Source organism: Brevundimonas sp. (genome assembly GCF_036963785.1).
Lineage (GTDB): Bacteria > Pseudomonadota > Alphaproteobacteria > Caulobacterales > Caulobacteraceae > Brevundimonas.
Genome location: NZ_JBALUS010000003.1, coordinates 75,485 through 100,578, shown reverse-complemented (window position 1 = coordinate 100,578; position 25,094 = coordinate 75,485). Strand labels below are relative to the sequence as shown.

Below are 25,094 nucleotides of genomic sequence, written 5' to 3'. Positions count from 1 at the left end.
GAGTATTCGCATGAGCCACCACAAATCCCGCACGCTTGGCGGTCGCGATCTGGCGCCCGAGACCCTGATGATGGGCTTTGGCTACGACCCCACCCTGTCCGAGGGGGCGATCAAGGCACCGCTGTTCCAGACCTCGACCTTCGTCTTCAAGTCCGCCGAAGACGGCAAGCGCTTCTTCGAGGTCGCCTATGGTCTGCGCGAAAAGGAGCCGGACGAGGCGCTGGGCCTGATCTATTCGCGGATCAACAATCCCAACCTCGAAATCCTCGAGGATCGCCTGGCCGTCTGGGACAAGGCAGACCGGGCCCTGGTCTTTTCCAGCGGCATGGCGGCCATCTCGACGGCCATGCTGGCCCTGACGCGTCCCGGCGACACCGTTCTCTATGCCGCTCCGGCCTATGGCGGCACCGAATATCTGTTTGACCGCATCCTGCCCCGCTATGGCGTCAAGGTGGCCCAGGTGCTGGCCACGGGCGGCACCGAAGTCCTGAAACAGGCCATTCGCGACACGGCCGCCAAGGCGGTGGAAGGCGGCGGGCGCCTTGCCGTCGTCTATCTGGAAACGCCGTCCAATCCGACCAATCAGGTCGTCGATATCGCCGCCGCCGTCGCCGAAGCCCGGGGGCTGGATCAGGCCGAACGCCCCATTGTTGCCGTCGACAACACCTTCCTCGGTCCCCTGTGGCAGCGCCCGCTCGAGCTCGGCGCGGACCTGTCGCTCTATTCGCTGACCAAATATGTCGGGGGCCACTCCGACCTGATCGCCGGCGGGTGTCTGGGCACGACCGAGGTCATGGCCCGCATCGCCGAGATGCGCACCATCTGTGGCACCGCCACCGATCCCCATACCGCCTGGCTGCTCAGCCGCAGCCTCGAGACCCTGCACCTGCGCATGGAACGCTCCCAGGACAACGCCCGGGTGCTCAGCGAGCGTCTGCGCGCCCACGACAAGGTCACCGATGTGCTGGTCGCCGGGGGTGGCGCCGGCGAGCAGCGCGCCATCTTCGAGGCCCAGTGCCAGGGGCCCGGCTCGACCTTCTCCATCCGGCTGAAGGGCGGCGAGGCCGAGGCCTTCCGCATGCTGAATGCCCTCAGGCTGTTCAAACTGGCCGTCAGCCTCGGCGGCTCCGAAAGCCTCGCCTCCCACCCGTCCAGCATGACCCATTCGGACTATTCGTCCGAGGCCAAGGGCCGCTGTGGCATCGGCGATGACCTGATCCGCCTGTCGGTCGGCGTCGAAAACGTCGAGGACCTGTGGGTCGACCTCGAACAGGCCCTCGCCGCGGTCTAGCCGGCTGTTTTCACGGCGGCACAGATGTCGTCGACGACCGAGCGCACCAGGGCCTCGTCATCGCCCTCGGCCATGACGCGGATCAGCTTCTCCGTCCCGGACTTGCGCACCAGAACCCGGCCCTGACCCTTGAGCCGCGCGTCGCCCTCGGCGATGGCGGCCTTGACGGTCGCTGACTCCATCGGCTTGCCGGCGGCATAGCGGACGTTCTCGAGGATCTGAGGCACCGGATCGAACTGACGGGCCAGATCGCTCATCTTGCGCCCGCTCTTGACCAGCACGGCCAGCACCTGCAGCGCCGAGATCAGGCCGTCGCCGGTGGTCGCGTGGTCGCGCAGGATGATGTGGCCCGACTGTTCGCCGCCCAGATTGAAGCCGCCCTCGCGCATCCGCTCCATGACATAGCGGTCGCCGACCTTGGTCCGCTCCAGCGTCAGACCGTCGGCCAGCAGCGCCCGCTCCAGTCCCAGATTGGACATGACCGTGGCGACGACCCCGCCGCCCATCAGCAACCCCTGGGTGGCCCAGTCGCGCGCGACCAGCGCCATGATCTGGTCGCCGTCCACGACCTGGCCCTTCTCGTCGCAGATGATCACCCGGTCGGCGTCGCCGTCCAGCGCAATGCCGATGTCGGCGCGGTGCAGATTGACCGCCGCGCTCAGCGCCTGCGGATAGGTCGAGCCGCAATCCGCATTGATATTCAGGCCGTTGGGCTCGACCCCCAGCGGGAAAACCTCGGCGCCCAGCTCATAGAGGGTGGTCGGGGCGACGCGATAGCCGGCCCCGTTGGCGCAATCGATCACGACCCTCAGACCCTTCAGGCTCAGCGCCTTGGGGAAGGTCGCCTTGGCCACCTCGATATAGCGCGCCTGGCTGTCGTCGATCCGCCGGACCCGTCCCAGCTGGTCGGCGGGCGCCAGATCGGCGTCCAGATCGGCGTCCATCATCGCCTCGATCTTCAGCTCGACCGAGTCCGACAGCTTGTAGCCGTCCGGCCCGAACAATTTGATGCCGTTGTCGATGAAGGCATTGTGCGACGCCGAGATCATCACGCCCAGGTCGGCCCGCATCGAGCGGGTCATCATGGCCACGCCCGGCGTCGGCAGCGGCCCAAAGGTGATCACATCCATACCGGCGCTGGCAAAGCCGGCCACCAGGGCGGGCTCGATCATATAGCCGGACAGACGGGTATCCTTGCCGATCACCACCGTGTGGCGCCGGTCATCCTCGGACATGAACATCCGCCCGGCGGCCAGCCCGACCCGCAGGGCCACCTCGGGCGTCATGGGGTGGGTGTTGGCCCGGCCCCGGATGCCGTCGGTCCCGAAATAGCGTCTCTCAGCCATGAATATCCCTCACTCCTGGCCCCCCGGCGTGTCCGACATCAGAGACAGAAACCTTGCGAAACCGCAATTTAGGTGTCAGGCCCCGTCGTCTTGGCCTAGGGGGGAGCCGCCCCCCGAGGGCGGAGTGGGCTTAGACCGTCACGGGGCTGTGCGTAAAGCCATGGTTTTCTGACGATCTTTGATAAGGGACGAACCTATGTGCGGCATCATTGGCGTCACCGGCACGGGCCCGGCCGTGCCCCGGCTGATCGAAAGCCTCAAGCGCCTCGAATATCGGGGTTATGACTCGGCGGGCGTTGCCGCCCTGGTCGAGGGGCGTATCGAGCGCCGCCGCGCCAAGGGCAAGATCGCCGCGCTGGAAGCCGTGCTCAAGGCCGAGCCCCTGTCCTCGACCGTCGGCATCGGCCACACCCGCTGGGCGACCCACGGCGCGCCGACGACCGCAAACGCCCACCCGCACAAGGCGGGACGCGTGACCCTGGTCCACAACGGCATCATCGAGAATTTCGCCGACCTCAAGGCCGAGCTGGAGGCGTTCGGCAACACCTTCGAGAGCCAGACCGACACCGAGGTCGTCGCCCATCTGCTGGATCGCGCTCTCGGCGGCGGCAATGATCCCGTGGTCGCCTTCAAGTCGGTCCTCGACCGGTTGACGGGCGCCTATGCCCTGGCCGTGCTGATCGAGGGCGAGGACGGCATGATCCTCGGCGCCCGGCGCGGCAGCCCGCTGGTCGTGGGCTGGGGCGAGGGCGAAATGTATCTGGGCTCGGATGCGCTCGCCGTCGGTCCCTTCACCCAGACCATCAGCTATCTGGAAGAGGGGGACTATGTCGCCCTCGACCGCACCGGCGCCCGCATGTTCGACGTCGATGGCGAACCGGTCGAACGTCAGAAGGTGATCGTCTCCGCCTCGGCCGCCCAGGTCGAGAAGGGCGAGTACCGCCACTTCATGGAAAAGGAGATCCACGAACAGCCCGACAGCGTCCAGCGCACGCTCTCGGCCTATCTGGATTTCGTCAACGGCCGGGCCCTCAAACAGGACGTCGACTTCAAATCGATCGCCCGCATCCAGATCGTGGCCTGCGGCACCGCCTTCTATGCGGCCCAGATCGGCCGCTATGCCTTCGAGAAACTGGCCGGCCTGCCCTGCGACGTCGAGATCGCGTCCGAGTTCCGCTACCGCTCGCCGGCCCTGATGCCCGACACCCTGGCCGTAGCCGTCAGCCAGTCGGGCGAGACCGCCGACACCCTCGCCTGCCTGACCTGGTGCAAGGGGCTGGGCCTGCCGACCGCGGCCCTGGTCAATGTCCATTCCTCATCCATGGCGCGCGAGGCGCAATATCTGTGGCCCACCCATGCCGGGCCCGAGATCGGCGTCGCCTCGACCAAGGCCTTCACGGCCCAGGTCGCCGGCCTGCTGGCCCTGGCCGTCACCGCCGGTGTGGCCCGCGGCCGGATCAGCGCGGACGAAGAGGCCAGACTGGTCCAGGCCCTGTTCGAATCTCCGCGCCTGATCGCCGAGGCCCTGCAGATGGAAGATCGCATGCGCGAGGTGGCGCATGACCTGTCCCGCGCCACCGACGTCCTCTTCCTCGGCCGCGGCGCCATGTATCCGCTGGCGATGGAAGGCGCGCTCAAGCTCAAGGAAATCAGCTATATCCACGCCGAGGGCTATGCCGCCGGCGAGCTCAAGCACGGCCCCATCGCCCTGATCGACGAGGAAACGCCCACCGTCGCCCTCGCCCCGCTGGATGAGCTGTTCGAAAAGACCGCCTCCAACCTTCAGGAAGTGGCCGCGCGCGGTGGCCCGGTGGTGATGATCGCGCCGCTGTCGGCCCCCACGCCCCACGGCACCGGCATCGCCCGGATCGAGGCGCCGGACTGTCATCCCCTGATCGCGCCGCTGGTCTATGCCATTCCGGTCCAGATGCTGGCCTATTTCACCGCCGTCCATAAGGGCACCGACGTCGACCAGCCCCGGAACCTTGCCAAGTCCGTCACGGTTGAGTGATCCCGTACAGGAGTCGTCCATGCCCGCCACCCCCGCCCGCCTGCGCAAGGCCGTCCTTCCCGTCGCCGGTCTCGGCACCCGGGTCCTGCCCGGCACCAAGACCACGCCCAAGGAACTGCTGAACGTCGTCGACCGCCCCATCCTCAGCTATATCGTCGAGGAAGCGCGCGAGGCCGGGATCGAGCATATCGTTTTCGTCACCGGCCGCGCCAAACAGGCCATCGAGGACTATTTCGACCACCAGATCGAGCTGGAGGCCCAGCTGGAGGCCAAGGGCAAGACCGACATCCTCGAGATGATGAACGGCGAACTGGCCACCGCCGGCGAGATGAGCTTCACCCGCCAGATGCAGCCCAAGGGCCTCGGCCACGCCGTCTGGTGCGCCCGCGACATCATTGGCGACGAACCCTTTGCCGTCATCCTGCCCGACGTCATCGTCGACAGTCAGCCCGGCGCCCTGAAACAGCTGGCCGACGTCTATGCCGAGGTCGGCGGCAATGTCATCGGCGTCGAACAGGTGCCCGAGGCCGACACCCACAAATACGGCATCGTCGACCCGGCTGAACGCGACGGCCGCCGCATCTCGATGAAGGGCATGGTCGAAAAGCCCCCGCGCGGCGAGGCCCCCTCGAACCTGTCGATCTCGGGCCGCTACATCCTCCAGCCCCAGATCTTCGACCTGCTGGCCACGCAAGGCCGCGGTGCCGGCGGCGAGATCCAGCTGACCGACGCCATGGCCCGGCTGATGCAGGACCAGGCCTTCACCGCCTATGAGTACGAAGGCGTGACCCACGATTGCGGCGACAAGATCGGCCTGCTGCGCGCCAATGTCGCCCTGGCGCTGAAGCGCCCCGACCTCGGCGAGGCCGCGCGAGAGGCTATCTCGGCCCTGCTCTGACGGATTGTCATCCCGCAAGCGCCGCAGCCGCTGTCCGGGACGGGGCCTTAATCGTGACGGGTTCTGTGTTATAAGCCCCGCCTTTCCACCCGCCCCGCCCGCCTCGACAGGATGCTTTCCGTGAGCGCCACGCTCGATCTTTCCCGCGCCCGGCCTTCCCTGGCTGCGCCCGTCAACCTCTCGGGGCTGACGCGGGAGGGCCTGCGTCAGGCCCTGATCGACGCCGACATCTGCCCGCCGGAAAAGGCGAAGATGCGCGCCTCCCAGGTCTGGGGCTGGATCCATCATTTCGGCGTCACCGACTTCGCCGCCATGAGCAATGTGGCCAAGGACACGCGCGAAAAGCTGGCCGCGGCCTTCACCCTCGCCCGGCCAGAGATCGTCGAGCGTCAGGTGTCGAACGACGGCACCCGCAAATGGCTGATCCGCACCGCCCCGGGCATTGAGGTCGAGGCCGTCTACATCCCTGACGTGGGTCGCGCCGGCGCCCTGTGCGTGTCCAGCCAGGTCGGCTGCACCCTCAACTGCACCTTCTGCCACACCGGCACGCAAAAGCTGGTCCGCAACCTGACGGCGGCCGAGATCGTGGCCCAGGTCCAGGTGGCCCGCGACGACCTCGGCGAATGGCCGTCGCCCAAGGAAGACCGCCGCCTGTCGAACATCGTCTTCATGGGCATGGGCGAGCCGCTCTACAATCTCGACCACGTCGCCGACGCCATCGACATCATCTCGGACAATGAGGGCATCGCCCTCTCACGCCGCCGGATCACCGTCTCGACCTCGGGCGTCGTGCCGCAGCTCGAGGCTCTGGGCACCCGCACCCAGGCCATGCTGGCCATCAGCCTGCACGCCACCAACGATGCCCTCCGCGACGTTCTGGTGCCGCTCAACAAGAAGTATGACCTGGCCCAGTTGATGGCCGGCATCCGCGCGTATCCGGGCCTGTCAAATGCCCGCCGCGTGACCTTCGAATACGTCATGCTCAAGGGCGTCAACGACAGCCCCGAGGAAGCCCGCGCCCTGCTGAAACTGATCGAGGGCATCCCCGCCAAGGTGAACCTGATCCCGTTCAATCCCTGGCCCGGCACCGACTATGAATGTTCGGACTGGAAGACCATCGAACGCTTCGCCGCCATCCTCAACAAGGCCGGCTATGCCTCGCCCATCCGCACCCCCCGCGGCCGCGACATCCTCGCCGCCTGCGGCCAGCTGAAGTCGGAAAGCGAAAAGGTCCGGGCGAGTGTCAGACGGGCGGAGCAGACGGCGGCTTGACCTGGTCGGCTCGCGCATAGGCTATCCGCTGGATGGTCCAGCCCACGATGGCGCCGGCGAGAGCGAGCAATACATCTCCGAGCTCGTAGAATACGACGTGATGACTGGTGAGGTCGAACACCACAGTGGCGCCATAGCTTAAGGCTGCCCCGAGCGAAGTCGCTATCCAGGGTCCGCGAAAGCCCCGGCTATGCAGCGCTGTCCATGCCGGGACGCCGATGATGAGTAACCCAATCATAAAGACGATCGTCGCCATGACGAAGCTCAAGCCGCCCCAGTTTACGAGCTGAGTGGCGTCGGGCTGGGGTCGTCCCGAGACGGGAGGCGTGGCCCAGAGCCGTAATGTGAGCCAAGCGGATGTGAGCAAACCACCAAGCATGCTCCCCGCCGCCGTCCCCAGAATAGGCCGCTCAAGAACGTAGTTCGTCATGATGGTTCTCGCGCTGGCCTGAGCGCCGACCTGGACCTCATCATCTCCAGCGTCCGCAAATCCCGAGCCAGTCCCGTCCGCAACGCCCGCGGGCGGGAAATCCTCATCGCACCGCCTCCAGCCGCGCAATCCGCCCCGGCATGACCTCCGGCGTGCGCACGTCCCACGCCAGCCCCATCCGTTCCAGCAGCTGGATGAAGCGATAGCCCCAGTCGCTCTGGCCCGGATACAGACCCAGCCGCGCCGAGCCGGGAAAGGCATGATGGTTGTTGTGCCAGGCCTCGCCCATGGTCGGGATGGCCGCCCACGGCACGTCATGGGCCTGCACACCCGACGCCGGCACGCGCCAGCTCTGCGGGCCCTGCGTATGGGCCAGACGCCCGACGAACCAGTGGCCGATGATCGAGACGGAGATCCGGACGCACACGCCCCAGACGACAAAGCTCCAGCCACCGGCCAGCCACAGCAGTCCCGCGATCGGCAGTTGCTGCAGCATCCATGTGCGTTCGAGGAACCGATAGAACCGGTCCCGCTGGAACCGACCCAGATCGAACGCGGGCGGGCGCTCCAGCTCCAGCCGGCAATGCATCTGCCACCAGGCATCGGTCAGGATCGGCGCGCGGTTGGCCAGATAGGGATGGCAGTCTGGTTGCCGCTGCGCCCAGTCGCGCAGGTCATGGGCCCGGATCATCCAGAACGGGCCGCTCATGCCGACGGCCGTACCGATCCAGACCAATGTGTGTTCCAGCCACAGCGGGCACTGGAAACTGCCGTGGATCATGCACCGGTGAAAGCCGACGGAATGCCCCAGCAGCAGGGCGCCCCCGGTCGTGACGACGAACACGGCAAGCGCACTCCAGCTGAAGGTCAGCGGCGCCAGAACGACGGCGGCGGCCAGCATGCCCCCATTCCAGAGCGAGTGAACCGGGTCCCAGACCACCCGGCCCTCGACCGGGCTACACCCGGGCCGTTCGACAAGGCTGTTGACGGCATTCGGATCGTGGACGTCTGACATCTGCTTGGCCCTTCGGTATTTAAGTAATAGCTTACACATACGAATGCGGCTGGCAAGCCCTTAGCAAATCGCTTAAATACTCAAGGATGCAACGCGTATTCGAAGCCCTCTCCAGCCCTGTGCGGCGCAAGATTCTGGCCTATCTGGCCCATGCCGACCTGACGGCGGGAGAGATCGCGGCCCGGTTTGAAATCTCCAAACCGGCCGTGTCCCAGCACCTGTCGGTGCTCGAGAATGCCGGTCTGGTCACCAGCGAAAAGAAGGGCCAGTTCGTTCACTACAGCCTGGTCGCCGACGCCCTGGCCAATACCCTGAACGGCTATGTGCAGGAGGTCTGCCCGGTCTCGCGCCCGCTGAAGAAGGAAAGCGCCGCCCTCGCGGCCAGACCCGCCCGCCCGACGCCGGACTGAGGGCGGATGTGCCGCCCCTGTCTCCTCCCCACCTCAGGTGGGGAGGGGGACCGCGGAGCGGTGGAGGGGCTCTTTAACGCAGGCCCGCCCTCGAGAGCCCCTCCGTCTCGGTGGCTATCGCCCCCGATCCACCTCCCCAACTTCGTTAGGGAGGAGACGGATACTGCGATACTCGAGCCCCAAATCCCCAGCCGAATCAAGCCTCCAACTCCTTCCCTCACCGTTCTCCCCGCCTTGGCTCGCGCGTCGCCGATACTGTCCGGTTGCCAAAACCCACCGCGAGCGCAGACATGATTCCTCCATTCAGACGGTTCAGACGGTTCAGACGGTTCAGACGGTAACTATGAACTCAGACCATCCAGACGATTCAGACGGTATTTCCTCCACCCCACCCGTAACCTTTCGTCACAGACTGTGGCTCCGCCGCGCTTGCGGATTGGGGCTGGATTGAGGCAAGGACGGAGGGCGGTTTTTTCTTCCGTGATCTTCAGGCCCCGCATACCCCTTCCATGGACTCCTCGTCCCTCTCCAGCGTCCTGACCAGCCCCGAAGTCCAGGCCTTTGCCCGGGGCTTTCCGGTTCTGATGACCCATCTGGCGGTGACCATCGCCCTCCTGGTGCTCGGCACGACCCTCTACGCCCTGCTGACCCCCTGGAAAGAGGTCGCCCTGATCCGCGAGGGCAATTCCGCCGCCGCCGTCGCCTTTGCCGGCGTGCTGATCGGCCTGGCCATTCCGCTGGCCATCAGCCTGTCGGTCTCGACCTCGATCCGCGACATCGTCATCTGGGGCGTGGCGACCGTGGTGCTGCAGCTGTTCGTCTTCCGGCTGGTCGACATGCTGCTGACCGGCCTGCCCCAGCGCATCCGCGAGGGCGAGATCTCGGCCGCCGTGCTGCTGGTCGGGGCCAAGCTGGCGACCGCCCTGATCCTCGGCGCAGCCCTCGCGGGCTAGGGGGGGGCATGTCGCGACTGACCGACTGGGCCTTCTACGGTCTCCTGTCGCTGGCGATCCTGATCTGGGCACTTGACCGGCGCGAGGAGGTCTTCACCCCGCCCCCGCCGCCCGAACCGGATGAGGTCGAGGGCGCCCTGCTGGGGCCCATCACCCCCTTCGACCCGGCCATCACCCTGAATGCGCCGGACATTCCCTTCCAGCCCGCCTCGGGAACCGCCTTCTCGGTCGCGGGCGAGGGCCGCTGGGTCACCGCCCGCCATGTGGTCGAGGGCTGCACGAAGCCGGCCCTGATGGTCGGCGGCGGTCGCGCCGTCGCCGCCAGTGTCCGCATTGCGCCGCGCGCCGACGTCGCCGTCCTGATCACCGAGGGCGGGCCCGACCCGCTGGCGGTGGTCACCGCCCCCGAACTGCGCAAGGGCCAGCGCGGCTTTCACCCCGGCTATCCCCAAGGGCGGGCGGGTGAGGTCACGTCGCGCCTGCTGGGCCGCGAGACCTTCCGGGTACGCGGCCGCGGCCAGCGCGACGAGCCGGTCCTCGCCTGGGCCGAGGTCGGTCGGACGGCGGGGCTGAAGGGCACGCTCTCGGGGCTGTCGGGCGCCCCTGTGCTGGATCGTCAGGGCCGGGTGCTGGGTGTGACCATCGCCGAGGCCCCGCGCCGGGGCCGGATCTATACCACGGCCCCCGACACCTTCGGCCCCGCCATCCGCGGCATGCCGGACCGCGATGCCCGGCCGCTGGACGAGCCCGTCACGCTGGCCAACTACGGCCGCGTCGCCGACGCCCTCCGCCGCGACCTGCGCGTCGCCCAGGTGGTCTGCCTGTCAGCCTGAGCGGCCCCTCAGTCGTTGAAGACCGCGACGCCGATCTCGCCCTCGGGGGTCAGCCAGGCCCGCTTCATGCCCTGGCTGTTATAGGGGTCGGCGTGGCGCCCCGCGCGGTCCAGGGCGATCAGGCCCCCGTCGCCGCCCATGGTGCCGATGGCGTCGATCACGGCCTGTCCGGCCTCGGCCACCGTCTGGCCCGAGGCGACGCGCCAGGCGACCTGGGCCGCCGCCGCCGTGCGGATGAAGTATTCGCCCTGACCGGTGGACGAGACCGCCGCATGGCCATCCGCCCATGTGCCACTCGCGGGCAGGGGGGTGTCGCCGACCCGGCCGGGCAGCTTGCCGAACACCCCGGCGGTCGAGGTGGCGGCCGCCAGCCGTCCCTGTGTGTCCAGTACGCAGCAGCCGACCGTGCCGTGCGCCAGCGTCCCCGGCGGATGGTTGTCCTCGCCCTGTCCGGCCCGGGTGAACCAGTCGTTGCCGCCGGGCACGGTCTCCAGCCCCTGATCCTCGCAGAACCGGCGCGCCCCCTCGCCGACCAGCAGGACGTGCGGCGTGTGGTCCATGACGGCGCGTGCGGCCCGCACCGGATTGCGGAAGCCCTGCAGGGCGGCGATGCCCCCCGCGCGGCCCGTGGCCCCGTCCATCAGGCTGGCGTCCAGCTCATAGTCCCCGTCCAGATTGGGCGAGGCGCCGCGCCCGGCGACATAGAGGCCCGAATCCTCCAGCAGGCAGACGGCCTCGACCGCGACGTCCAGCGCAGCCTCGCCCGCCTCCAGCCGGGCCTGCATGGCGCGCACGACCGCGGCCATGTCGGCCCTCTCGGCGGCATAGTCCTGGCTGCGCCGGGCACCGGCGCCTCCGTGCAGGATCAGGGCGGGTCGGGTCATCAATACGCCTCCGGGCGCCGGACAGGCCGGTTCATGTCTTGTGGAGTGTGGGGCCGGAGCGTTACCGTCTGACCGGCAGGGGTGGCAAGTCGCTCCGGCCGCCCCGCTTCCGTCTCCCCGAAAGGTTCTTCATGCGCGCAGTCCTGTCCAAGGCCCCCGGTGGCCCGGAAACCCTGGTGGTCGAGGAGGTGTCGGACCCGACACCCAAGGCCGGCGAGGTGGTCATCGAGGTCCGGGCCGTGGGCATCAACTTCCCCGACACCCTGATCATCGAGGACAAATACCAGTTCCGGCCCGAGCGGCCCTTCGCGCCGGGTGCCGAGGTGGCCGGCGTGGTCGAGGCGATCGGCGAGGGGGTCAAGGGCATCCACAAGGGCGACCGGGTGATCGCGGTGCCCGGCTGGGGCGGACTCGTCGAACGGATTGCCGTGCCCGCTGCCAGCGTGATCCCGATTCCCAAGGCGATGGACTTCGAGACGGCCGCGGCCCTGATCATGACCTATGGCACCAGCTACTATGCCCTGAAGGACCGGGCGAAGCTGCAGGCGGGCGAGACCCTGCTGGTGCTGGGCGCCGCTGGCGGTGTCGGCGCCGCAGCCGTCGAGCTGGGCAAGGCCATGGGCGCGCGCGTCGTGGCGGCCGCCTCGACCAACGACAAGGTCGAGTTCGCGCTGGAACTGGGTGCAGACAACGGTCTGATCTACCCCTCCGGCCCCATGGACAAGGCGGCCCAGAAGGAGCTGTCGGGCGAGCTGAAGCTGGCCACCGGGCGCGACGGGGCCGATGTCGTCTATGACGCCGTGGGCGGCGACTATGCCGAGCCGGCGCTTCGGGCCATGGACTGGTGCGGGCGTTATCTGGTGGTGGGTTTCCCGGCCGGCATCCCGTCGCTGCCGCTCAACCTGACCCTGCTGAAGTCGGTGGCCGTGATTGGCGTTTTCTGGGGCGCGGCCGTCATGCGTGATCCCAAGGGCCATGCCGCCAATATGGCCGACCTGATGACGCTGTGGAGCGAGGGCAAGATTCGCCCGCGCGTCAGCCGCACCTTCCCCCTGCACAAGGCGCACGAAGCCATCCAGGCTCTGGGCGACCGCTCGGCCATGGGCAAGATCGTGGTGACCGTCGGGCCGTGACCCTCGCCCTTGCTCCGGATCTGAATCTGGCAGGCGCGGCCGAGCGACTGGCCGCAACCGGTCGCGCCCGGGTCTCCGGCCTGCTGGGCGACGGCGCGCAAGCCCTGCACGAGGCCCTGACCGGGCCGGACATGGTCTGGAACCGCGCCATCCAGAACCCCTACAATGCCGACGTCCCGGTCGCCGTGTTCGAGGCCGAGCCGCTCGCCGAACAGGCGCGCCTGTATGGCATGGCCCATGAGGAGGCGACCGAGGGCTTCCAGTTCATCTTCGACCGGATCAAGCTGGGCCAGGCGCGCGCCATGGGTCTGCCGCTGCCGTCGGTGCTGTTCGAGCTGCACGACCTGTTCAACGGCGACCCGTTTCTGCAGTTTGCGCGCGAGCTGACCGGCGATGACCGGATCGCCTATGTCGACGCCCAGCCGACGCGCTACCTGCCGGGGCATTTCCTGAATGGCCACACCGACGCCCATGAGGATGCCGGGCGGCTCTATGCCTATGTGCTGAACCTGTCGCCGCGCTGGCGGGCCGAGTGGGGCGGACTGCTGATGTTCCTCGACGGGGAGGGGGCGGTGACCGAGACCTTTACCCCGTCCTTCGGCACGCTGAACCTGTTCAAGGTGCCCCAGGACCATGCCGTCTCGATGGTCGCGCCGTTCGCGGCGGCGCCGCGCTATTCCATCACCGGCTGGTGGCGGACGCGTCCGCCCGGCAGCTAGTCTTCGGTCCGGGCCAGACGGGCCAGCGCCTGACGGGCCGCCTCGCGGTGGCGCGACCGGATATGGGCTGACAGGGTGGCGACCACGGCCGTGATCACCGCGGCGTCGTCGGTAAAGCCGATCCCGACCAGAACATCGGGAATGGCATCGACCGGCATGACGAAATAGGCCAGCGCCGCCAGCATCATGCCCTTGGCCCCGGCCGGCGTCTGCGGGTCCCGGGCGGCATACCAGACGCTCAGCAGATGATCGGCGAACGGGATGCGCGCCAGGCTGCGCTGCACCTTGGGCCAGAAGCGGCGCTCGACCTTGACCTCGTCAAGCTTGTCGACGCGAGGGATCAGGGCCTTGCCCCGGGCGATTTCGGCGGATGAGGATTTGGCAGGACGGACCATCACCCCTAAATCGTCCCACACCCCTTCCGGTTCAATCCCGATCTGACAAAGGACTCCCCATGAAACTCGACTCCTCCATCGCCGCTGTCGTCACCGGCGGCGCTTCGGGCCTTGGCGAGGGCACCGCCCGGGCGCTGGCGGCCAAAGGGGTGCGGGTCGCCCTGTTCGACCTCAATGAGGAAGCCGGCGAAAAGATTGCGGCCGAGATCGGGGGCGTCTTCTGCAAGGTCGACGTGACCTCGGACGCGGATGTGGCGGCCGGTTTCGAAAAGGCCCGCGCCGCCCATGGCCAGGAGCGCCTGACCGTCAACTGCGCCGGCATCGCCACGGGCCAGAAGACCGTCAGCCGCAAGCGCGATACGGGCGAGCTGCGCGCCCATGACATGGAGGCCTTCGAGCGCACCGTCCGCATCAATCTGTTCGGCACCTTCCGGGTGCTCAGCCAGTCGGCGCTGGGCATGGTGGCGGCCGAACCGATGGCCGACGGCGAGCGCGGCCTGATCGTCAACACCGCCTCGGTCGCGGCCCAGGACGGCCAGATCGGACAGGCGGCCTATTCGGCCTCCAAGGGGGGCGTCTATGCCATGACCCTGCCGGTCGCCCGGGACCTGGCCCAGGAAGGTGTGCGCGTGAACACCATCCTGCCCGGCATCATGTGGACGCCGATGATGGCCGGCATGGACCAGAAGATCCAGGACGCCCTGGCCGCCGCCATTCCCTTCCCCAGCCGCCTCGGCACCCCGGCGGACTATGCGTCGCTTGCCCTGCATCTGGCCGAGAACGTCTATATCAACGGCGAATGCATCCGCCTCGACGGCGCCATTCGGCTTGCGCCGAGATAAGCGCGCTACCGCTCGCCGCGCGGCGGCTCGCTGCTTGAGCGCGGGATCGGATGATTTTGCGATCTTCCCCCTTGCAGGCCCCGGCCCCCCTCGGCTATACGCCCCGCTCTCGACTGAGAGTGCGGGCGTAGCTCAGGGGTAGAGCATCACCTTGCCAAGGTGAGGGTCGGGCGTTCGAATCGCCTCGCCCGCTCCAGTCGAACCGACCAGAAGGCCCTGCTCCGGCGGGGCCTTTTCGTTTTTACGGCCATGGCCCCGCCTGATTGCCCGCTTGATCCCCGACAGATTGCGGATCACCTTCCCGTTCGGGGAGGGTCTGTCATGTCCGAGTCTCTGCAGGAGGTCGCCGCGCGCCGGCTGGATGCCTTCGTCGACGCCTCATTCGCCTTTGCCCTGACCCTGCTGGTCATTTCCGGCTCGCGCCCGCTGGAAACCTATGCCGATCTGGACATGGCGCTCGGGCGGGTGCCGGCCTTTGCCGTGGGCTTTGCCCTTCTGGCCCTGTTCTGGTCCGCGCACCGGCGCTTCGGGCGGATGACCGCCGCCCGTGACGGCGCCATCACCCTCATCAGTCTCATGATCGTCTTCACCGTGATGATCTATGTCTTTCCCCTGCGCCTTCTGGCCGAGACGGGCGCCAGCTGGATGACCGGCGGTCTGGTGCCCGGCCGCGAGCGGATCACCACCCTCGGCGACCTGCGCGGCATCTTCGTCAGCTACGGGCTGGGGTTTGCCTTTCTGAGCGGCCTCTATGTGCTGCTGCATCACGTGGCGCGGACCACGGCGGTCGATGTACCGTCCCGGCTTGCGCTCGTCCGTGGACGGGACATCTGGGTTATCTGCGGCTCGGCCGGTCTGGCCTCGGCCACACTCGCCGCCCTGCCCCTGTTGCGGCACACGCCGTGGCTGCCGGGATTTGCCTACTGGCTGATCCCGGCCGGCATCGGCCTCTACTACTGGCGGATCGGCAAGCGCCCGGTCGGGGACGAGCCGGTGCCCGTCCAGAGCCCTCGTCCGGAGGCCCCTGTCTAGAGCCCCAGGGCCTCGCGGATTACGCGCCAGTCGACGATCTTGAAGTTCTGCTGACCCGGGTTGGGCGCGTCCTCATGGTCGTGGAAGGCGATCGCGCCCTCGGGGAAGGGGCCGATCGCACCGGAGAAGGCACTCAGGCCATCGGTCTGGGTGACCGCGTCGATCTCGGGACCGTCGACGATCGCAAAGCGACCGACATAGAAGTGGCGCTGCCCCTGAATCCGATAGACCGGATAGGTGCTGTCGCCCTGGCTGGACACGATCAGATAGTCGACCCCCCGGTCCCGGAGGATCGTCAGCCCCTCGACGTCGTCCTTGATGCGGATACGGTCCACGCCGGCGACCTCAAGGGCGTTGGTTGGTCCCGACGGATCAAAGACGAACCGCCAGACCCCGACATCTTCCTCCCCGACATATACGATGTCGGCGGCGTCATGGACGACGCAGCCTTCCAGCTGGCTGCCCAGGGTCAGGACCCGCTCGGGCCCGATCACCGGGCCCTGCGGCCCGTCGGCAACGGACATCTGGTGAACCGTGCCGGCCTTGGTGGTCACGACGAGATAGAAGCCGTCGTCCCGCCGCCCCATGCAGAAGCCGTAGGGCTCGTAGGTCGTGGGCAGGAAGCCATAGTCCGCCGTGGTCAGGGTCGCCGGATCAAACAGATAGAGGTTCACGCCATTGGCCCCTGGCGCGTCATTGCTGGCGGCCACCAGCACCCGCTCGCCGGCCGAGGTCGGGAAGTCGACCCGCAGGTCGACATTGTTGACCGGACCCGAGGGCAGGAACTGGCGGACCGAACCGTCCATATTGTGCACATACAGGCCGTCCGACTTGTCGGTGCCGAACATCACCGCCCGCGAGGGATCGCGCGGGTCCGCCCACAGGGCGGGATCGTCGGCGTCGACCTCCGGATCGGTGGTCACGACCGTCTCGACAGCCGCCATAACGGCTTTTGCCGGGTCGCCCGGGGCGAAAATGCCCTGCGGCCCGCGATCCTCGATCGTGGCGCAGGCTGAAAGGCCGAGGGCTGTGGTGGTCAGGATCAGGCCGAGGGTGCGCATGGTCAGGCTCCGGAAAGGGTCTGCGCCGCCTGTACACGGCAGACTGTCACAATCAAGAAAAAAGACGATAGATATCAAGATGGTGTGAAAATCACTCCGTTATCAGAAGACTTGTCACAAGGCCGCATCCGTACCGTCAAGCTCGGGTCGGAAATCTGTCGTTCGGGCGTTGCCGGGCGGCGCTAACGGCCACTCCGGGGCCAGGGACGAGACAACGTCCGCCCCAGGGGACGACATCATGAAACTGAAGCTTCTCGTGGGCGCCGCGCTGGCGCCCGTTCTGGCGGCGGGTGCCGCCTTTGCCCAGGACGCGGAACCCACCGGTCCGGTCACCGCCGTCGAGGATGTGATCGTCACCGGTCAGCCGGCCATGCGGAACCGCACGGATGATGTGGTGCCGACCCTGTCCTACGACCTCGACTATTTCCAGCGGTTCGAGCCGCTGACCGTGGGCGACGCCCTGCGCCGCGTTCCGTCGGTGACCTTTCTGTCCGACGTGCTCGAGTCCGACGGTGCCCGCCTGCGCGGCCTTGACCCCGGCTACACCAAGATTCTGATCGACGGCGAGGAAGTGCCCGGCTCGGGCGTCGACCGCTCCTTCTTCGTGGACCGCATCCCCGCCGAGCTGATCGAGCGCGTCGAGGTGGTTCGCTCCTCCTCCGCCAACCGGTCGGGCGACGCCGTGGCCGGCACGATCAACATCGTTCTGCGCGATGCCCTGTCGCTGGATGGCGGATACATCCGTCTGGGCGCCCTGATGTTCCCGGACAGCGAATATGGCGAGTTCGGCGGCACCTATGGCGCCGTCTGGGGGGGTCAGGTCGGCGAGGGTCGCCTGCTGGTCGGGGCCAATGTCCAGGACCGCCGCAACCCCAAGAACAAGTACAGCATCCGCTATGACGAGCCGGGTGGCACCATCGACAACACCGAGGTTCAGACCGACGTCCGCGACGGTACTGACTATGCCTTCAACGCCTCATACGAAGTGCCGCTGGCCGGCGGCATGCTGGACATCGCGGGCGTCTTTGTTCGCACCGACCGCTTCCAGGACGAAGATTCCCTGGAATATGAGGGCGGCATCGAGACCGAGGCCAATCTGGCGGTGGTCAATGACAACGACCTCGACATCCGCACCGACAACCTGTCGCTGCGCGGCCGCTACGAGCGCCAGATGTTCGGGGGCGAGACGACCTTCAAACTGGCCTATGCGACCATCGACGACCAGCAGTACGAATTCGAGGCCGAGTCCGAGTATCTGCGCGATTCCAACCCCTTCCCGGACGAAGACCGCTTCACCCTGGATTCCGAGCGCGTCGACATCCAGGACGAGGAGTGGAAGGCGGCGATCGAGCACAAGATCGACCTGTCGAACGACATGGAGCTGGAGTTCGGCCTGCAGGCCAACTGGAAGACCCGCGACAGCCTGATCGAGGAAACCCCGCGGATCCGCTTCAATGTGCCCAACGCTCCGGCGCCCCGGCCGACCGTGCCGGACTATGGCCCCTTCAGCCCGGTCGAGGGGGGCGACGCCACCATCGAGGAAAACCGCATCGACCCCTATGTCATGGTGTCGGGCAACTCCGGAAACCTGCGCTGGGAGGCCGGTCTGCGCTATGAGTCGACCGACGTCACCATCACCGACCGGACGGTTCCGGCGGCCCAGCAGGTGACCGAGAACGACTATGGCGAATTCCTGCCCTCATTCAGCCTGCGCTGGCGTCTGAATGACACCGACCGGGTGATCTTCTCGGCCGCGCGCACCGTGCGCCGCCCGAACTTTGATCGTCTGTCGCCCGCGCTGCTGGAAGAAGAGTTCGGCGACAGCGACTTCGTCGGCAACCCGGATCTGCAGCCGGAGACGGCGGTCGGCTTCGACCTCGGCTTCGAGCGTCGTCTGGGCCGTCGTGGCGTGGTCGGCATCAATGCCTTCTACCGCGACATCACCGATCTGGTCGAAGAGACCAACACCGGTGTCGAAGGTTCCGAGGGCCCCGGCACCTTCGTCTACACGGTCGACAACGTCGGCGACGGCAAGGTCTATGGGCTGGAGTTCGACCTCTCGACCCCGCTGGACTTCGTCGGCATGGAGTCGACCGGTGTGTTCCTCAACTACTCCTGGCTGGACAGCGAGATCACCGACTTCGCCGGCGAGCGCCGCTTCAACGGGCAGTCGGACTATGTGCTGAGCCTGGGCTTCACCCAGGACCTGCCGACCTGGGGCGCGGCCTTCGGGGCCACCTACCGGAAACAGGGCGACGCCCAGGACCGGGTTCTGACGGAAGAGGTCGTCACCTCCTACGGCGCCGACCTCGAGGTCTTCCTCGAAAAGCAGATCGGCGAGAATGTCGTCGTGCGTCTGACCGGGTCGAACCTGCTGGACTCCTCCAAGGACGAGGTGTTCGACAAGTTTGACAGCGTCGGCGATCAACTGGCCCGCGACTACGACGAATATGAAGTCGAGACCGAGTCGGCCGGCCCGGTCTACCAGCTGGTGATGCGCATCGCCTTCTGAGGCCTTTGACGGATCTGCAATGACAGGGGGCCGGGCGGAGACGTCCGGCCCCTTTGCCATGGGCGCTGCATGATCTCGCCGGATCGTGACCGCAGGTCGCTGGACCCGGCTGCTGCGGCGGTCTAGTCGCCTTGCGAGGGAGCTGACGCGGAACCGGTTCGCCTCTTGCACGGTGTCGTGCCTGAACCGCGCAACTGCTTCAAATCGGGATCAAGGCCGTCAATGTTTCTGGAAGGTGAGGTGAACTGGACCCTGGTGCTCTGGGCCGTGACGGCAGTCTCGGTCTGTGTCGCCCTGTTCAGCGCATGGTTTGCCGTGACCCACAGGGTGCGCCACGTCTCGACCTCGTCCGAGCTGGACCTGGTGCAAAAGGCCGCCGAGAGTGCCGACAAGCGTCTGTTCGAGACCCTGAATGCTGTTCCGGTGGCCTTGGTCGAGACCGACAGCCAGGGCAAATTCGTCTATGCAAACCGCGCCGCCCACCAGCTGCTGGGACGCCGGGACGCTGAACTGCTGGGTCTGCGGTTCCATTCGGCGACCTGGGGCATCACCTTTCCCGACGGCCGGCCCGTGCCGCCGGACCTTCTGCCCAGCGCCCGCGCGCTGAGGGGCCAGACGGTCAAGGGCTTCCAGCATCTGCTGGCCAATCCGGCGACCCGCAGGACCATGCTGGTCTCGGTCACCGCCATGCCGATCGAGAACGAATATGGCCAGGTGGTCGGCTCCATGGCCGCCATTGTCGAGACCGAGGGGCTGATGACGCCCCAGATTGAGACAGCGCCGGTCGAGGTCACCGACCCGGGCTATGTCCGTCGGGTGTTCGAGGCGGCCTCCAGCGCCCTCGTCGTCGTCGATGCCGAGGGACAGGTGCGGGAGGTCAATCCCGTGGCCGAGGCTCTGGCGCATGGGGCCGACGCCCCCGTGGGCCGGTCGTTCATGGATGTCTTCCTGGCCGAGGCCGACCGTGCGGCGGCGCATCAGGCGATCCGCGCCGGCCTCGCGGCCTCGCCCGAGGACACACCCGTCATCGATGCCGGCGAGGTGCGCTGGCGGATGCTGCCCCTGACCGACAACGACGGGCGCGTCGATGCCCTGCTGCTGGCCGGAGAGCGGCGCGAACCCGAACCCGAAATGGAAACGCCGGTCGAGCAGACGCCGCAGATCGATCCGGCTGAGCTTGACGCCGCGACCGCCCGTCAGGCCGAACTCGAGGCTGAGCTGGTTGCGGTGCGGGCCGAGCTGGACAGCGAGCGCGAGGCCCTTCGCCGGACCGAGGCCGAGGCGCGGCTGGAGCGCGAAGGCAGCCAGAGGCTGGCCGATGTCGGCCGCCTGACCGGGGGGCTGGTCCATGACCTCAACGCCCTGATCGGGGTGATGACCAGCGCGCTCGACATGATGCTGAAACAGGCCGACGACCCCAGCCGTATTCGCCGTCTGGGCGAAGCGGCCCTGGCCGCCGGCCAGAGGGGCGAGAATCTGACCCGGCGTCTGGGCGCCTTCAGCGAGGGTGAGGACGAATCCCCCGTGCAGGTCATGGATGTGGCCCTGCTGCTGAAGGGGCTGGAGACACGGCTGCGAAGCCAGGTCGGCCCGGGCGTTGACCTGATGGTCGAGGTTCCGTCTGTACCGGCCCCGGTGCGGCTGGATCCCGTGATCTTTGACGGGGCTGTCCGGGCGCTGGTCGCCAATGCGATCGAGGCCGTCGACGGTCGGGGATCGGTGGCCGTCCGTCTGGAACCGAAGATGGAGGGCGGCTGGCTGTTGTCGGTGCGCGACAGCGGGCCGGGCTTCTCCGATGAGGCCCGCACCCGTGCGGTCGAACCTTTCTTTACGACCAAGCCGGGCGCGCAGGGCCTCGGCCTGGCCCAGGCCCACGCCTTTGCCCGGCAGGTCCGGGGTCGGATGTCGATCGACCGCGCGCCCGGCGGGGGCGCCGAGGTCAGCCTGTCTCTTCCCGAAGCGCCGGCGGATCAGCTTGTGTCTCTGGATCAAAGTCAGGCAAGCTAGGCGGATGCCTCTCCGCCCCACCTCATGAACCGCTGGCTGTTCTACTGGCGCCGGATGACCCGCCAGCTGTGGGTGCGGGCGACCGCCTATGCCGGGTTCGGGGTCGGCGCGGCGCTGATCGCCGCCTGGGGTGCACCGTTCGTGCCTTCGGAAATGGCGGAGCGCATCGGCAATGAATCGGTCGAGGAGATCCTGACCATTCTGGCCTCCAGCCTGCTGGCGGTGGCCACCTTCTCGGTGGGGGCCATGGTGACGGCCTATACCTCGGTCTCCAGTTCCGCCACGCCGCGCGTCGCCGCCCTCGTCACGGCCGATGACCGGACCCAGAAGGCCCTGTCGACCTTCGTGGGGGCCTTCCTCTATGCGATCGTCGCGGTCACGGCGATCAATGCGCAATATTACGGGGCCGGTGGTCGGGCCATCCTGTTCCTGACCAGCCTGGTCGTCGTCGGCCTTGTGGCCTTCCGGCTGCTGGCCTGGATCAACACCCTGGCGCAACTGGCCCGGGTCGGCCACATGATCGACCGGGTCGAGACCGAGGCGGCCCAGGCCTTGCGCCGCCGCGCCGCCCGCCCGTTTCTGGGCGGTCTGGAGGGGCAGCTGGAGTCGGGCGCAACGGTTGCGGCTCTCCGCACCGGCTATGTCCAGAACGTCGATCCCGAACGCCTTCAGGCGTTGGCCGAGGATGCGGACTGCCGCGTGGAAATCCTCGCCATGCCGGGCACCCTGGTGCGGCGTGGCGAACCGTTGGCGCGGGTCGGGGTGGAGACCCTGACCGATGAAGCTCTCGAAGACTGGCAGGGGGCCTTTGCCGTCGGCCACACCCGCTCGTTCGATCAGGACCCCCGCTACGGCCTGATCGTCCTGGGCGAGATCGCAGCCCGCGCCCTGTCGCCCGGCATCAATGATCCCGGCACCGCCATACAGGTGGTCTCGGCGGGGCTCAGGCTTCTGGATGAATGGGAGCAGGCCCGAACCACCCCGGACCCGGTCAGCTGCGATCGCCTCCTCGCCTCGCCGCTTGATCCTGCGGACCTGCTCGAGGACGTGCTGGCGACCACAGCCCGCTATGGCGCAGGCGATGTCGGCGCGTCGGTCCGGCTGCGCAAGGTGCTGGCCAGTCTGGCGGCCCATCCCGGCCCGTTCCGCGAGCCCGCGCGCCGGATGGCCCGGGACCAGCTGGAGCGGGTGCGGGGGGGACCCTCAACCCGGGCCGACCGGTCACAGATCGAGGCGGTAAAGGTCTGATCCGTCCTGTGTGGTCTGGACGGCATGGCCGCCGCCTGCCATTAAGACCTGCCCGTGCGCAGGCTGCGCCACGTCCCGGGCGTCCGTCTAACCACGAACAGCCCGCTCATGAATTCCTCCGCTGCGCCCGCCGAGTCCACCGGCTTCGTCTCCGTGCAAGACGTGTCCAAGACGTTCGGCGCCTTCAAGGCGCTGGATGGCGTGTCCCTGACGGTTGAGCCCGGCGAGATGGTGGCCCTGATCGGTCCATCCGGCTCGGGCAAATCGACGCTGCTGCGCTCCATCACCGGTCTGGTCGATATTGATCGCGGCGGCCGCATCGAGGTGTTCGGTGAAACGGTTCAGGCCAATGGCCGCACCACCGGGGCCGTGCGCCGCGCCCGCTCGCGGCTGGGCATGATCTTTCAGCAGTTCAATCTGGTCGGCCGCCTCAGCCTGTTCACCAATGTGATGCTGGGCGCACTCGGCCGTATCCCGGCCTGGAAGGGCCTGCTGGGCATTTGGCCGCAGGAGGACCGCACGCGCGCCATGGCGGCCCTGCACCGCGTCGGCGTCGCCGACTATGCGGCCCAGCGCGCCAACACCCTGTCGGGCGGCCAGCAACAGCGCGGTGCCATCGCCCGCGCCATCGTCCAGGGCGCCCGCGCCATTCTGGCGGACGAACCCGTCGCTTCGCTGGACCCGGTCTCGGCCCGCAAGGTCATGGAGATGCTGGTCGAACTGAACACCCGCGACGGCATGGGCGTGCTGGTGACGCTGCACCAGGTCGACTACGCCATCCGCTACTGCAACCGCGTCGTGGCGCTGAAGGGTGGCAAGCTGGTCTATGACGGCCCGGCCACCGGGCTGGACCACGACCGTCTGATCGACATCTATGGCCCCGAGTTCGAGGATGCCTTCTGGGAGGCCAAGGTATGATCCGCGCCCTGTTCGCCCGCATGGCGCCCGCCCTCGCGGCCGCCCTCGCCGTCGTCACGCTCGGCCTGCCCGCCCATGCCCAGACCGCGCCGGCCCGGCCCGACGCGCCGGACAAGCTGGTGTTCTCGATCCTCTCGGCCGAGGGGCAGGCGTCGTCCGGCCCCCTGTGGACGCCGCTTCTGGACGACCTTGAGCGCCACCTCGGCATTCCGGTCGAACCGATCTTCGGCTCCAACTATTCGGTTCTGGTCGAGGCGATGAGCGCCAACCAGACCCAGATCGGCTGGTTCTCGGCCCTGCCGGCCGTCCAGGCCATCGACCGCGCCGGGGCCGAGGTGATCGCCCGGACCGTCGATGTCGACGGCAAGGACTCCTACACCTCCACCCTGATCGTGCGCCGCGGGTCCGGCATCACCATCGCCGATATCGAACGCTGCGACCGCTCGCTGAACTTCGGCCTGGGCGACGCCCAGTCGACCTCGGGCACGCTTGCGCCCATGACCTACTTCTTCAGCCCGCGAAACATCGATCCGCGGGCCTGTTTCGCCACGGTGCGCTCGGCGAACCACCAGGCCAATTCGTTTGCCACGGCCAATGGGCAGGTCGATGTCGCAACCTCGAACTCGGTCAATACCGTCTTCCTGACCCGCCAGAATCCCGAGATTGCCTCCCAGATCGAGGTCATCTGGGAATCCCCGCCGATCCCGGAATCGGGCATTCTGGTCAAGGGCGACCTGCCGCGCTGGCTCAAGGCCGAGATCGCCGAATTCTTCACGGGCTATGGTCAGGGCTTCGGTCCCGAGGCCGAACGCCAACGTCGCATCATGCAGGGGCTGAACTATTCCCAGTTCCGGGCTGCCGATAACAGCTATCTGAACCCGATCCGCGAGATGAAGGCCGATCAGGCCCGGCGCGAGGGCACGCCCCCCGAGGTTGCTCCGCCCGAAGCCCTGAACCTGGTCCAATTGGCGCGCCAGTGGGGGCCGTTCGGTCTGGTCGGCCTGCTGATCGTCTTCGCCCTGCTGGCCAATATGCGTCGCCCGGCCGCGCCTGCGTCGCGCGACCCCGCCACCGTGCCGCCGCCGCCCGAGAAATCCACGGCGGCCTGGTCGCTCGACCTGCTGCTCTGGGGCGGTCTGGCCATCATCCTGATCGCCAGCTTCGGGCGCGTGGACATGCCGAACCTCGGCAATCTGCTGTCGAACAGCGAGAACATGCGGAACTACGGGCGCGACTTCCTGTCGCCCGACTTCTCGAACTGGCAACTGCTGGTCGGCCAGATGTGGCTGACGATCCAGATCGCCCTGTGGGGCACCTTCCTGGCCGTCTTCATCGCCGTGCCGCTCAGCCTGATGGCGTCGCGCAACCTGTCGCCGCCCTGGCTGGTCTGGCCGGTGCGTCGCTTCATGGACCTGCTGCGGTCGATCCCCGATCTGGTCAGCGCCACCCTGTTCATCGTCGCCGTGGGTCTGGGGCCGCTGGCCGGTGTGCTGGCCATCGGCCTGAACACCGCCGGTGTGCTGGCCAAGCTGTTCTCGGAAGCGGTCGAGTCGATCGACGCCGGCCCCATCGACGGGGTCAAGGCCACCGGGGCCGGACGCCTGCACGAAATCGCCTGGGGCGTCATCCCGCAGGTGGCGCCGCTGTGGACCAGCTTTGCCCTCTACCGTTTCGAATCGAACAGCCGCGCCGCCACGGTGCTGGGCCTGATCGGTGCGGGGGGTATCGGCCAGGTCCTGTTCGAAAGCCTGCAGGCCTTCGACTACAATACGGTCTCGACCATCGCCATCATCATCATCGTGGCGGTGACCCTGATCGACATGCTGTCACAAGCCATGCGCAAACGTCTGCTTTAAGGGCGCCAGGCTCTCATCCGCATACGAG

General features: G+C 67.6%; 22 protein-coding genes, 1 tRNA gene and 1 pseudogene. 18 read left to right on the top strand and 6 right to left on the bottom strand.

Annotated features, from left to right (window positions below):
• The first annotated feature begins 10 nt into the window (after positions 1 to 10).
• Positions 11 to 1,291 carry a cystathionine gamma-synthase family protein gene (locus tag V7672_RS07180; protein ID WP_335623913.1) on the top strand — a complete coding sequence of 427 codons (1,281 nt, stop codon included), beginning with the start codon at positions 11 to 13 and terminating at the stop codon, positions 1,289 to 1,291.
• Here V7672_RS07180 and glmM read toward each other — a convergent pair.
• Positions 1,288 to 2,637, bottom strand: a complete 1,350-nt coding sequence (gene glmM / locus V7672_RS07175) for a phosphoglucosamine mutase (protein WP_335623912.1) — start codon at positions 2,635 to 2,637, stop codon at positions 1,288 to 1,290. The two genes, V7672_RS07180 and glmM, sit on opposite strands and share 4 nt — an antisense overlap.
• 196 nt (positions 2,638 to 2,833) lie before the next feature.
• Here glmM and glmS point away from each other — a divergent pair, with 196 nt between their 5' ends.
• From glmS to rlmN, 3 genes are all read left to right on the top strand, one after another.
• Entirely contained in the window at positions 2,834 to 4,648 is a 1,815-nt protein-coding gene (glmS, locus tag V7672_RS07170; protein ID WP_335623911.1) for a glutamine--fructose-6-phosphate transaminase (isomerizing), read from the top strand.
• Positions 4,649 to 4,667: 19 nt separating this feature from the next.
• The gene (gene galU / locus V7672_RS07165; protein ID WP_335623910.1) at positions 4,668 to 5,546 is read left to right on the top strand and encodes a UTP--glucose-1-phosphate uridylyltransferase GalU; all 879 of its coding nucleotides are present in this window, start codon (positions 4,668 to 4,670) and stop codon (positions 5,544 to 5,546) included.
• Between the two features lie 120 nt (positions 5,547 to 5,666).
• Positions 5,667 to 6,818: a 23S rRNA (adenine(2503)-C(2))-methyltransferase RlmN gene (gene rlmN, locus V7672_RS07160; RefSeq protein WP_335623909.1), complete on the top strand. Its 1,152-nt coding sequence runs from the start codon at positions 5,667 to 5,669 to the stop codon at positions 6,816 to 6,818.
• On the opposite strand, the gene V7672_RS07155 is transcribed toward rlmN, so the two are convergent.
• On the bottom strand, positions 6,790 to 7,074 hold the full coding sequence (locus tag V7672_RS07155) for a hypothetical protein (protein WP_335623908.1): 285 nt from the start codon (positions 7,072 to 7,074) through the stop codon (positions 6,790 to 6,792). The genes rlmN and V7672_RS07155 overlap by 29 nt on opposite strands.
• Positions 7,075 to 7,351: 277 nt before the next feature.
• On the bottom strand, positions 7,352 to 8,263 hold the full coding sequence (locus V7672_RS07150; protein WP_335623907.1) for an acyl-CoA desaturase: 912 nt from the start codon (positions 8,261 to 8,263) through the stop codon (positions 7,352 to 7,354).
• Between the two features lie 86 nt (positions 8,264 to 8,349).
• Here V7672_RS07150 and V7672_RS07145 point away from each other — a divergent pair, with 86 nt between their 5' ends.
• The 3 genes from V7672_RS07145 to V7672_RS07135 all read left to right on the top strand — a co-directional run bounded on the left by V7672_RS07145 (position 8,350) and on the right by V7672_RS07135 (position 10,459).
• Positions 8,350 to 8,673, top strand: a complete 324-nt coding sequence (locus V7672_RS07145) for a metalloregulator ArsR/SmtB family transcription factor (protein WP_335623906.1) — start codon at positions 8,350 to 8,352, stop codon at positions 8,671 to 8,673.
• 509 nt (positions 8,674 to 9,182) lie between these two features.
• Complete coding sequence (locus tag V7672_RS07140) at positions 9,183 to 9,626, top strand: DUF350 domain-containing protein (protein ID WP_335623905.1); 444 nt, start codon at positions 9,183 to 9,185, stop codon at positions 9,624 to 9,626.
• A gap of 8 nt (positions 9,627 to 9,634) precedes the next feature.
• A complete protein-coding gene (locus V7672_RS07135) occupies positions 9,635 to 10,459 on the top strand; it encodes a S1 family peptidase (protein ID WP_335623904.1) in 825 nt (274 codons plus the stop codon).
• A gap of 8 nt (positions 10,460 to 10,467) precedes the next feature.
• Here V7672_RS07135 and V7672_RS07130 read toward each other — a convergent pair whose 3' ends face one another.
• Positions 10,468 to 11,343, bottom strand: coding sequence for an isoaspartyl peptidase/L-asparaginase family protein (locus V7672_RS07130; protein WP_335623903.1), 876 nt, complete (start codon positions 11,341 to 11,343; stop codon positions 10,468 to 10,470).
• Positions 11,344 to 11,474: 131 nt separating this feature from the next.
• On the opposite strand from V7672_RS07130, the gene V7672_RS07125 reads away from it, so the two are divergent.
• Positions 11,475 to 12,476: an NADPH:quinone oxidoreductase family protein gene (locus V7672_RS07125; protein ID WP_335623902.1), complete on the top strand. Its 1,002-nt coding sequence runs from the start codon at positions 11,475 to 11,477 to the stop codon at positions 12,474 to 12,476.
• Positions 12,473 to 13,195 carry a 2OG-Fe(II) oxygenase gene (locus V7672_RS07120; RefSeq protein WP_335623901.1) on the top strand — a complete coding sequence of 241 codons (723 nt, stop codon included), beginning with the start codon at positions 12,473 to 12,475 and terminating at the stop codon, positions 13,193 to 13,195. Before V7672_RS07125 ends, V7672_RS07120 begins: the two co-directional genes overlap by 4 nt.
• Here V7672_RS07120 and V7672_RS07115 read toward each other — a convergent pair.
• Entirely contained in the window at positions 13,192 to 13,590 is a 399-nt protein-coding gene (locus V7672_RS07115; RefSeq protein WP_335623900.1) for a YkvA family protein, read from the bottom strand. The genes V7672_RS07120 and V7672_RS07115 overlap by 4 nt on opposite strands.
• A gap of 59 nt (positions 13,591 to 13,649) precedes the next feature.
• On the opposite strand from V7672_RS07115, the gene V7672_RS07110 reads away from it, so the two are divergent.
• From V7672_RS07110 to V7672_RS07100, 3 genes are all read left to right on the top strand, one after another.
• The gene (locus V7672_RS07110; protein ID WP_335623899.1) at positions 13,650 to 14,432 is read left to right on the top strand and encodes an SDR family oxidoreductase; all 783 of its coding nucleotides are present in this window, start codon (positions 13,650 to 13,652) and stop codon (positions 14,430 to 14,432) included.
• A 121-nt stretch (positions 14,433 to 14,553) separates the two neighbouring features.
• Positions 14,554 to 14,628: transfer RNA gene (locus tag V7672_RS07105), tRNA-Gly, on the top strand.
• 125 nt (positions 14,629 to 14,753) lie between these two features.
• On the top strand, positions 14,754 to 15,464 hold the full coding sequence (locus V7672_RS07100; protein ID WP_335623898.1) for a TMEM175 family protein: 711 nt from the start codon (positions 14,754 to 14,756) through the stop codon (positions 15,462 to 15,464).
• Here the strand turns inward: V7672_RS07100 and V7672_RS07095 are convergent.
• Positions 15,461 to 16,525, bottom strand: coding sequence for a phytase (locus V7672_RS07095; protein WP_335623897.1), 1,065 nt, complete (start codon positions 16,523 to 16,525; stop codon positions 15,461 to 15,463). The two genes, V7672_RS07100 and V7672_RS07095, sit on opposite strands and share 4 nt — an antisense overlap.
• A gap of 238 nt (positions 16,526 to 16,763) precedes the next feature.
• Here V7672_RS07095 and V7672_RS07090 point away from each other — a divergent pair, with 238 nt between their 5' ends.
• The 6 genes and pseudogenes from V7672_RS07090 to phnE all read left to right on the top strand — a co-directional run bounded on the left by V7672_RS07090 (position 16,764) and on the right by phnE (position 25,066).
• Positions 16,764 to 19,037, top strand: a complete 2,274-nt coding sequence (locus V7672_RS07090; protein WP_335623896.1) for a TonB-dependent receptor plug domain-containing protein — start codon at positions 16,764 to 16,766, stop codon at positions 19,035 to 19,037.
• A gap of 240 nt (positions 19,038 to 19,277) precedes the next feature.
• Entirely contained in the window at positions 19,278 to 21,044 is a 1,767-nt protein-coding gene (locus tag V7672_RS07085) for a PAS domain-containing sensor histidine kinase (protein ID WP_335623895.1), read from the top strand.
• Positions 21,045 to 21,068: 24 nt separating this feature from the next.
• Positions 21,069 to 22,292, top strand: coding sequence for a DUF2254 domain-containing protein (locus V7672_RS07080; protein ID WP_335623894.1), 1,224 nt, complete (start codon positions 21,069 to 21,071; stop codon positions 22,290 to 22,292).
• A gap of 108 nt (positions 22,293 to 22,400) precedes the next feature.
• Positions 22,401 to 23,210: a phosphonate ABC transporter ATP-binding protein gene (gene phnC / locus V7672_RS07075; protein WP_335623893.1), complete on the top strand. Its 810-nt coding sequence runs from the start codon at positions 22,401 to 22,403 to the stop codon at positions 23,208 to 23,210.
• Positions 23,207 to 24,067 (top strand): annotated as a pseudogene (phnD, locus tag V7672_RS07070) (phosphate/phosphite/phosphonate ABC transporter substrate-binding protein); the annotation flags it as partial. The gene phnC and the pseudogene phnD, both read left to right, overlap by 4 nt.
• A gap of 174 nt (positions 24,068 to 24,241) precedes the next feature.
• Complete coding sequence (gene phnE / locus V7672_RS07065) at positions 24,242 to 25,066, top strand: phosphonate ABC transporter, permease protein PhnE (RefSeq protein ID WP_335624405.1); 825 nt, start codon at positions 24,242 to 24,244, stop codon at positions 25,064 to 25,066.
• Positions 25,067 to 25,094 lie beyond the last annotated feature (28 nt).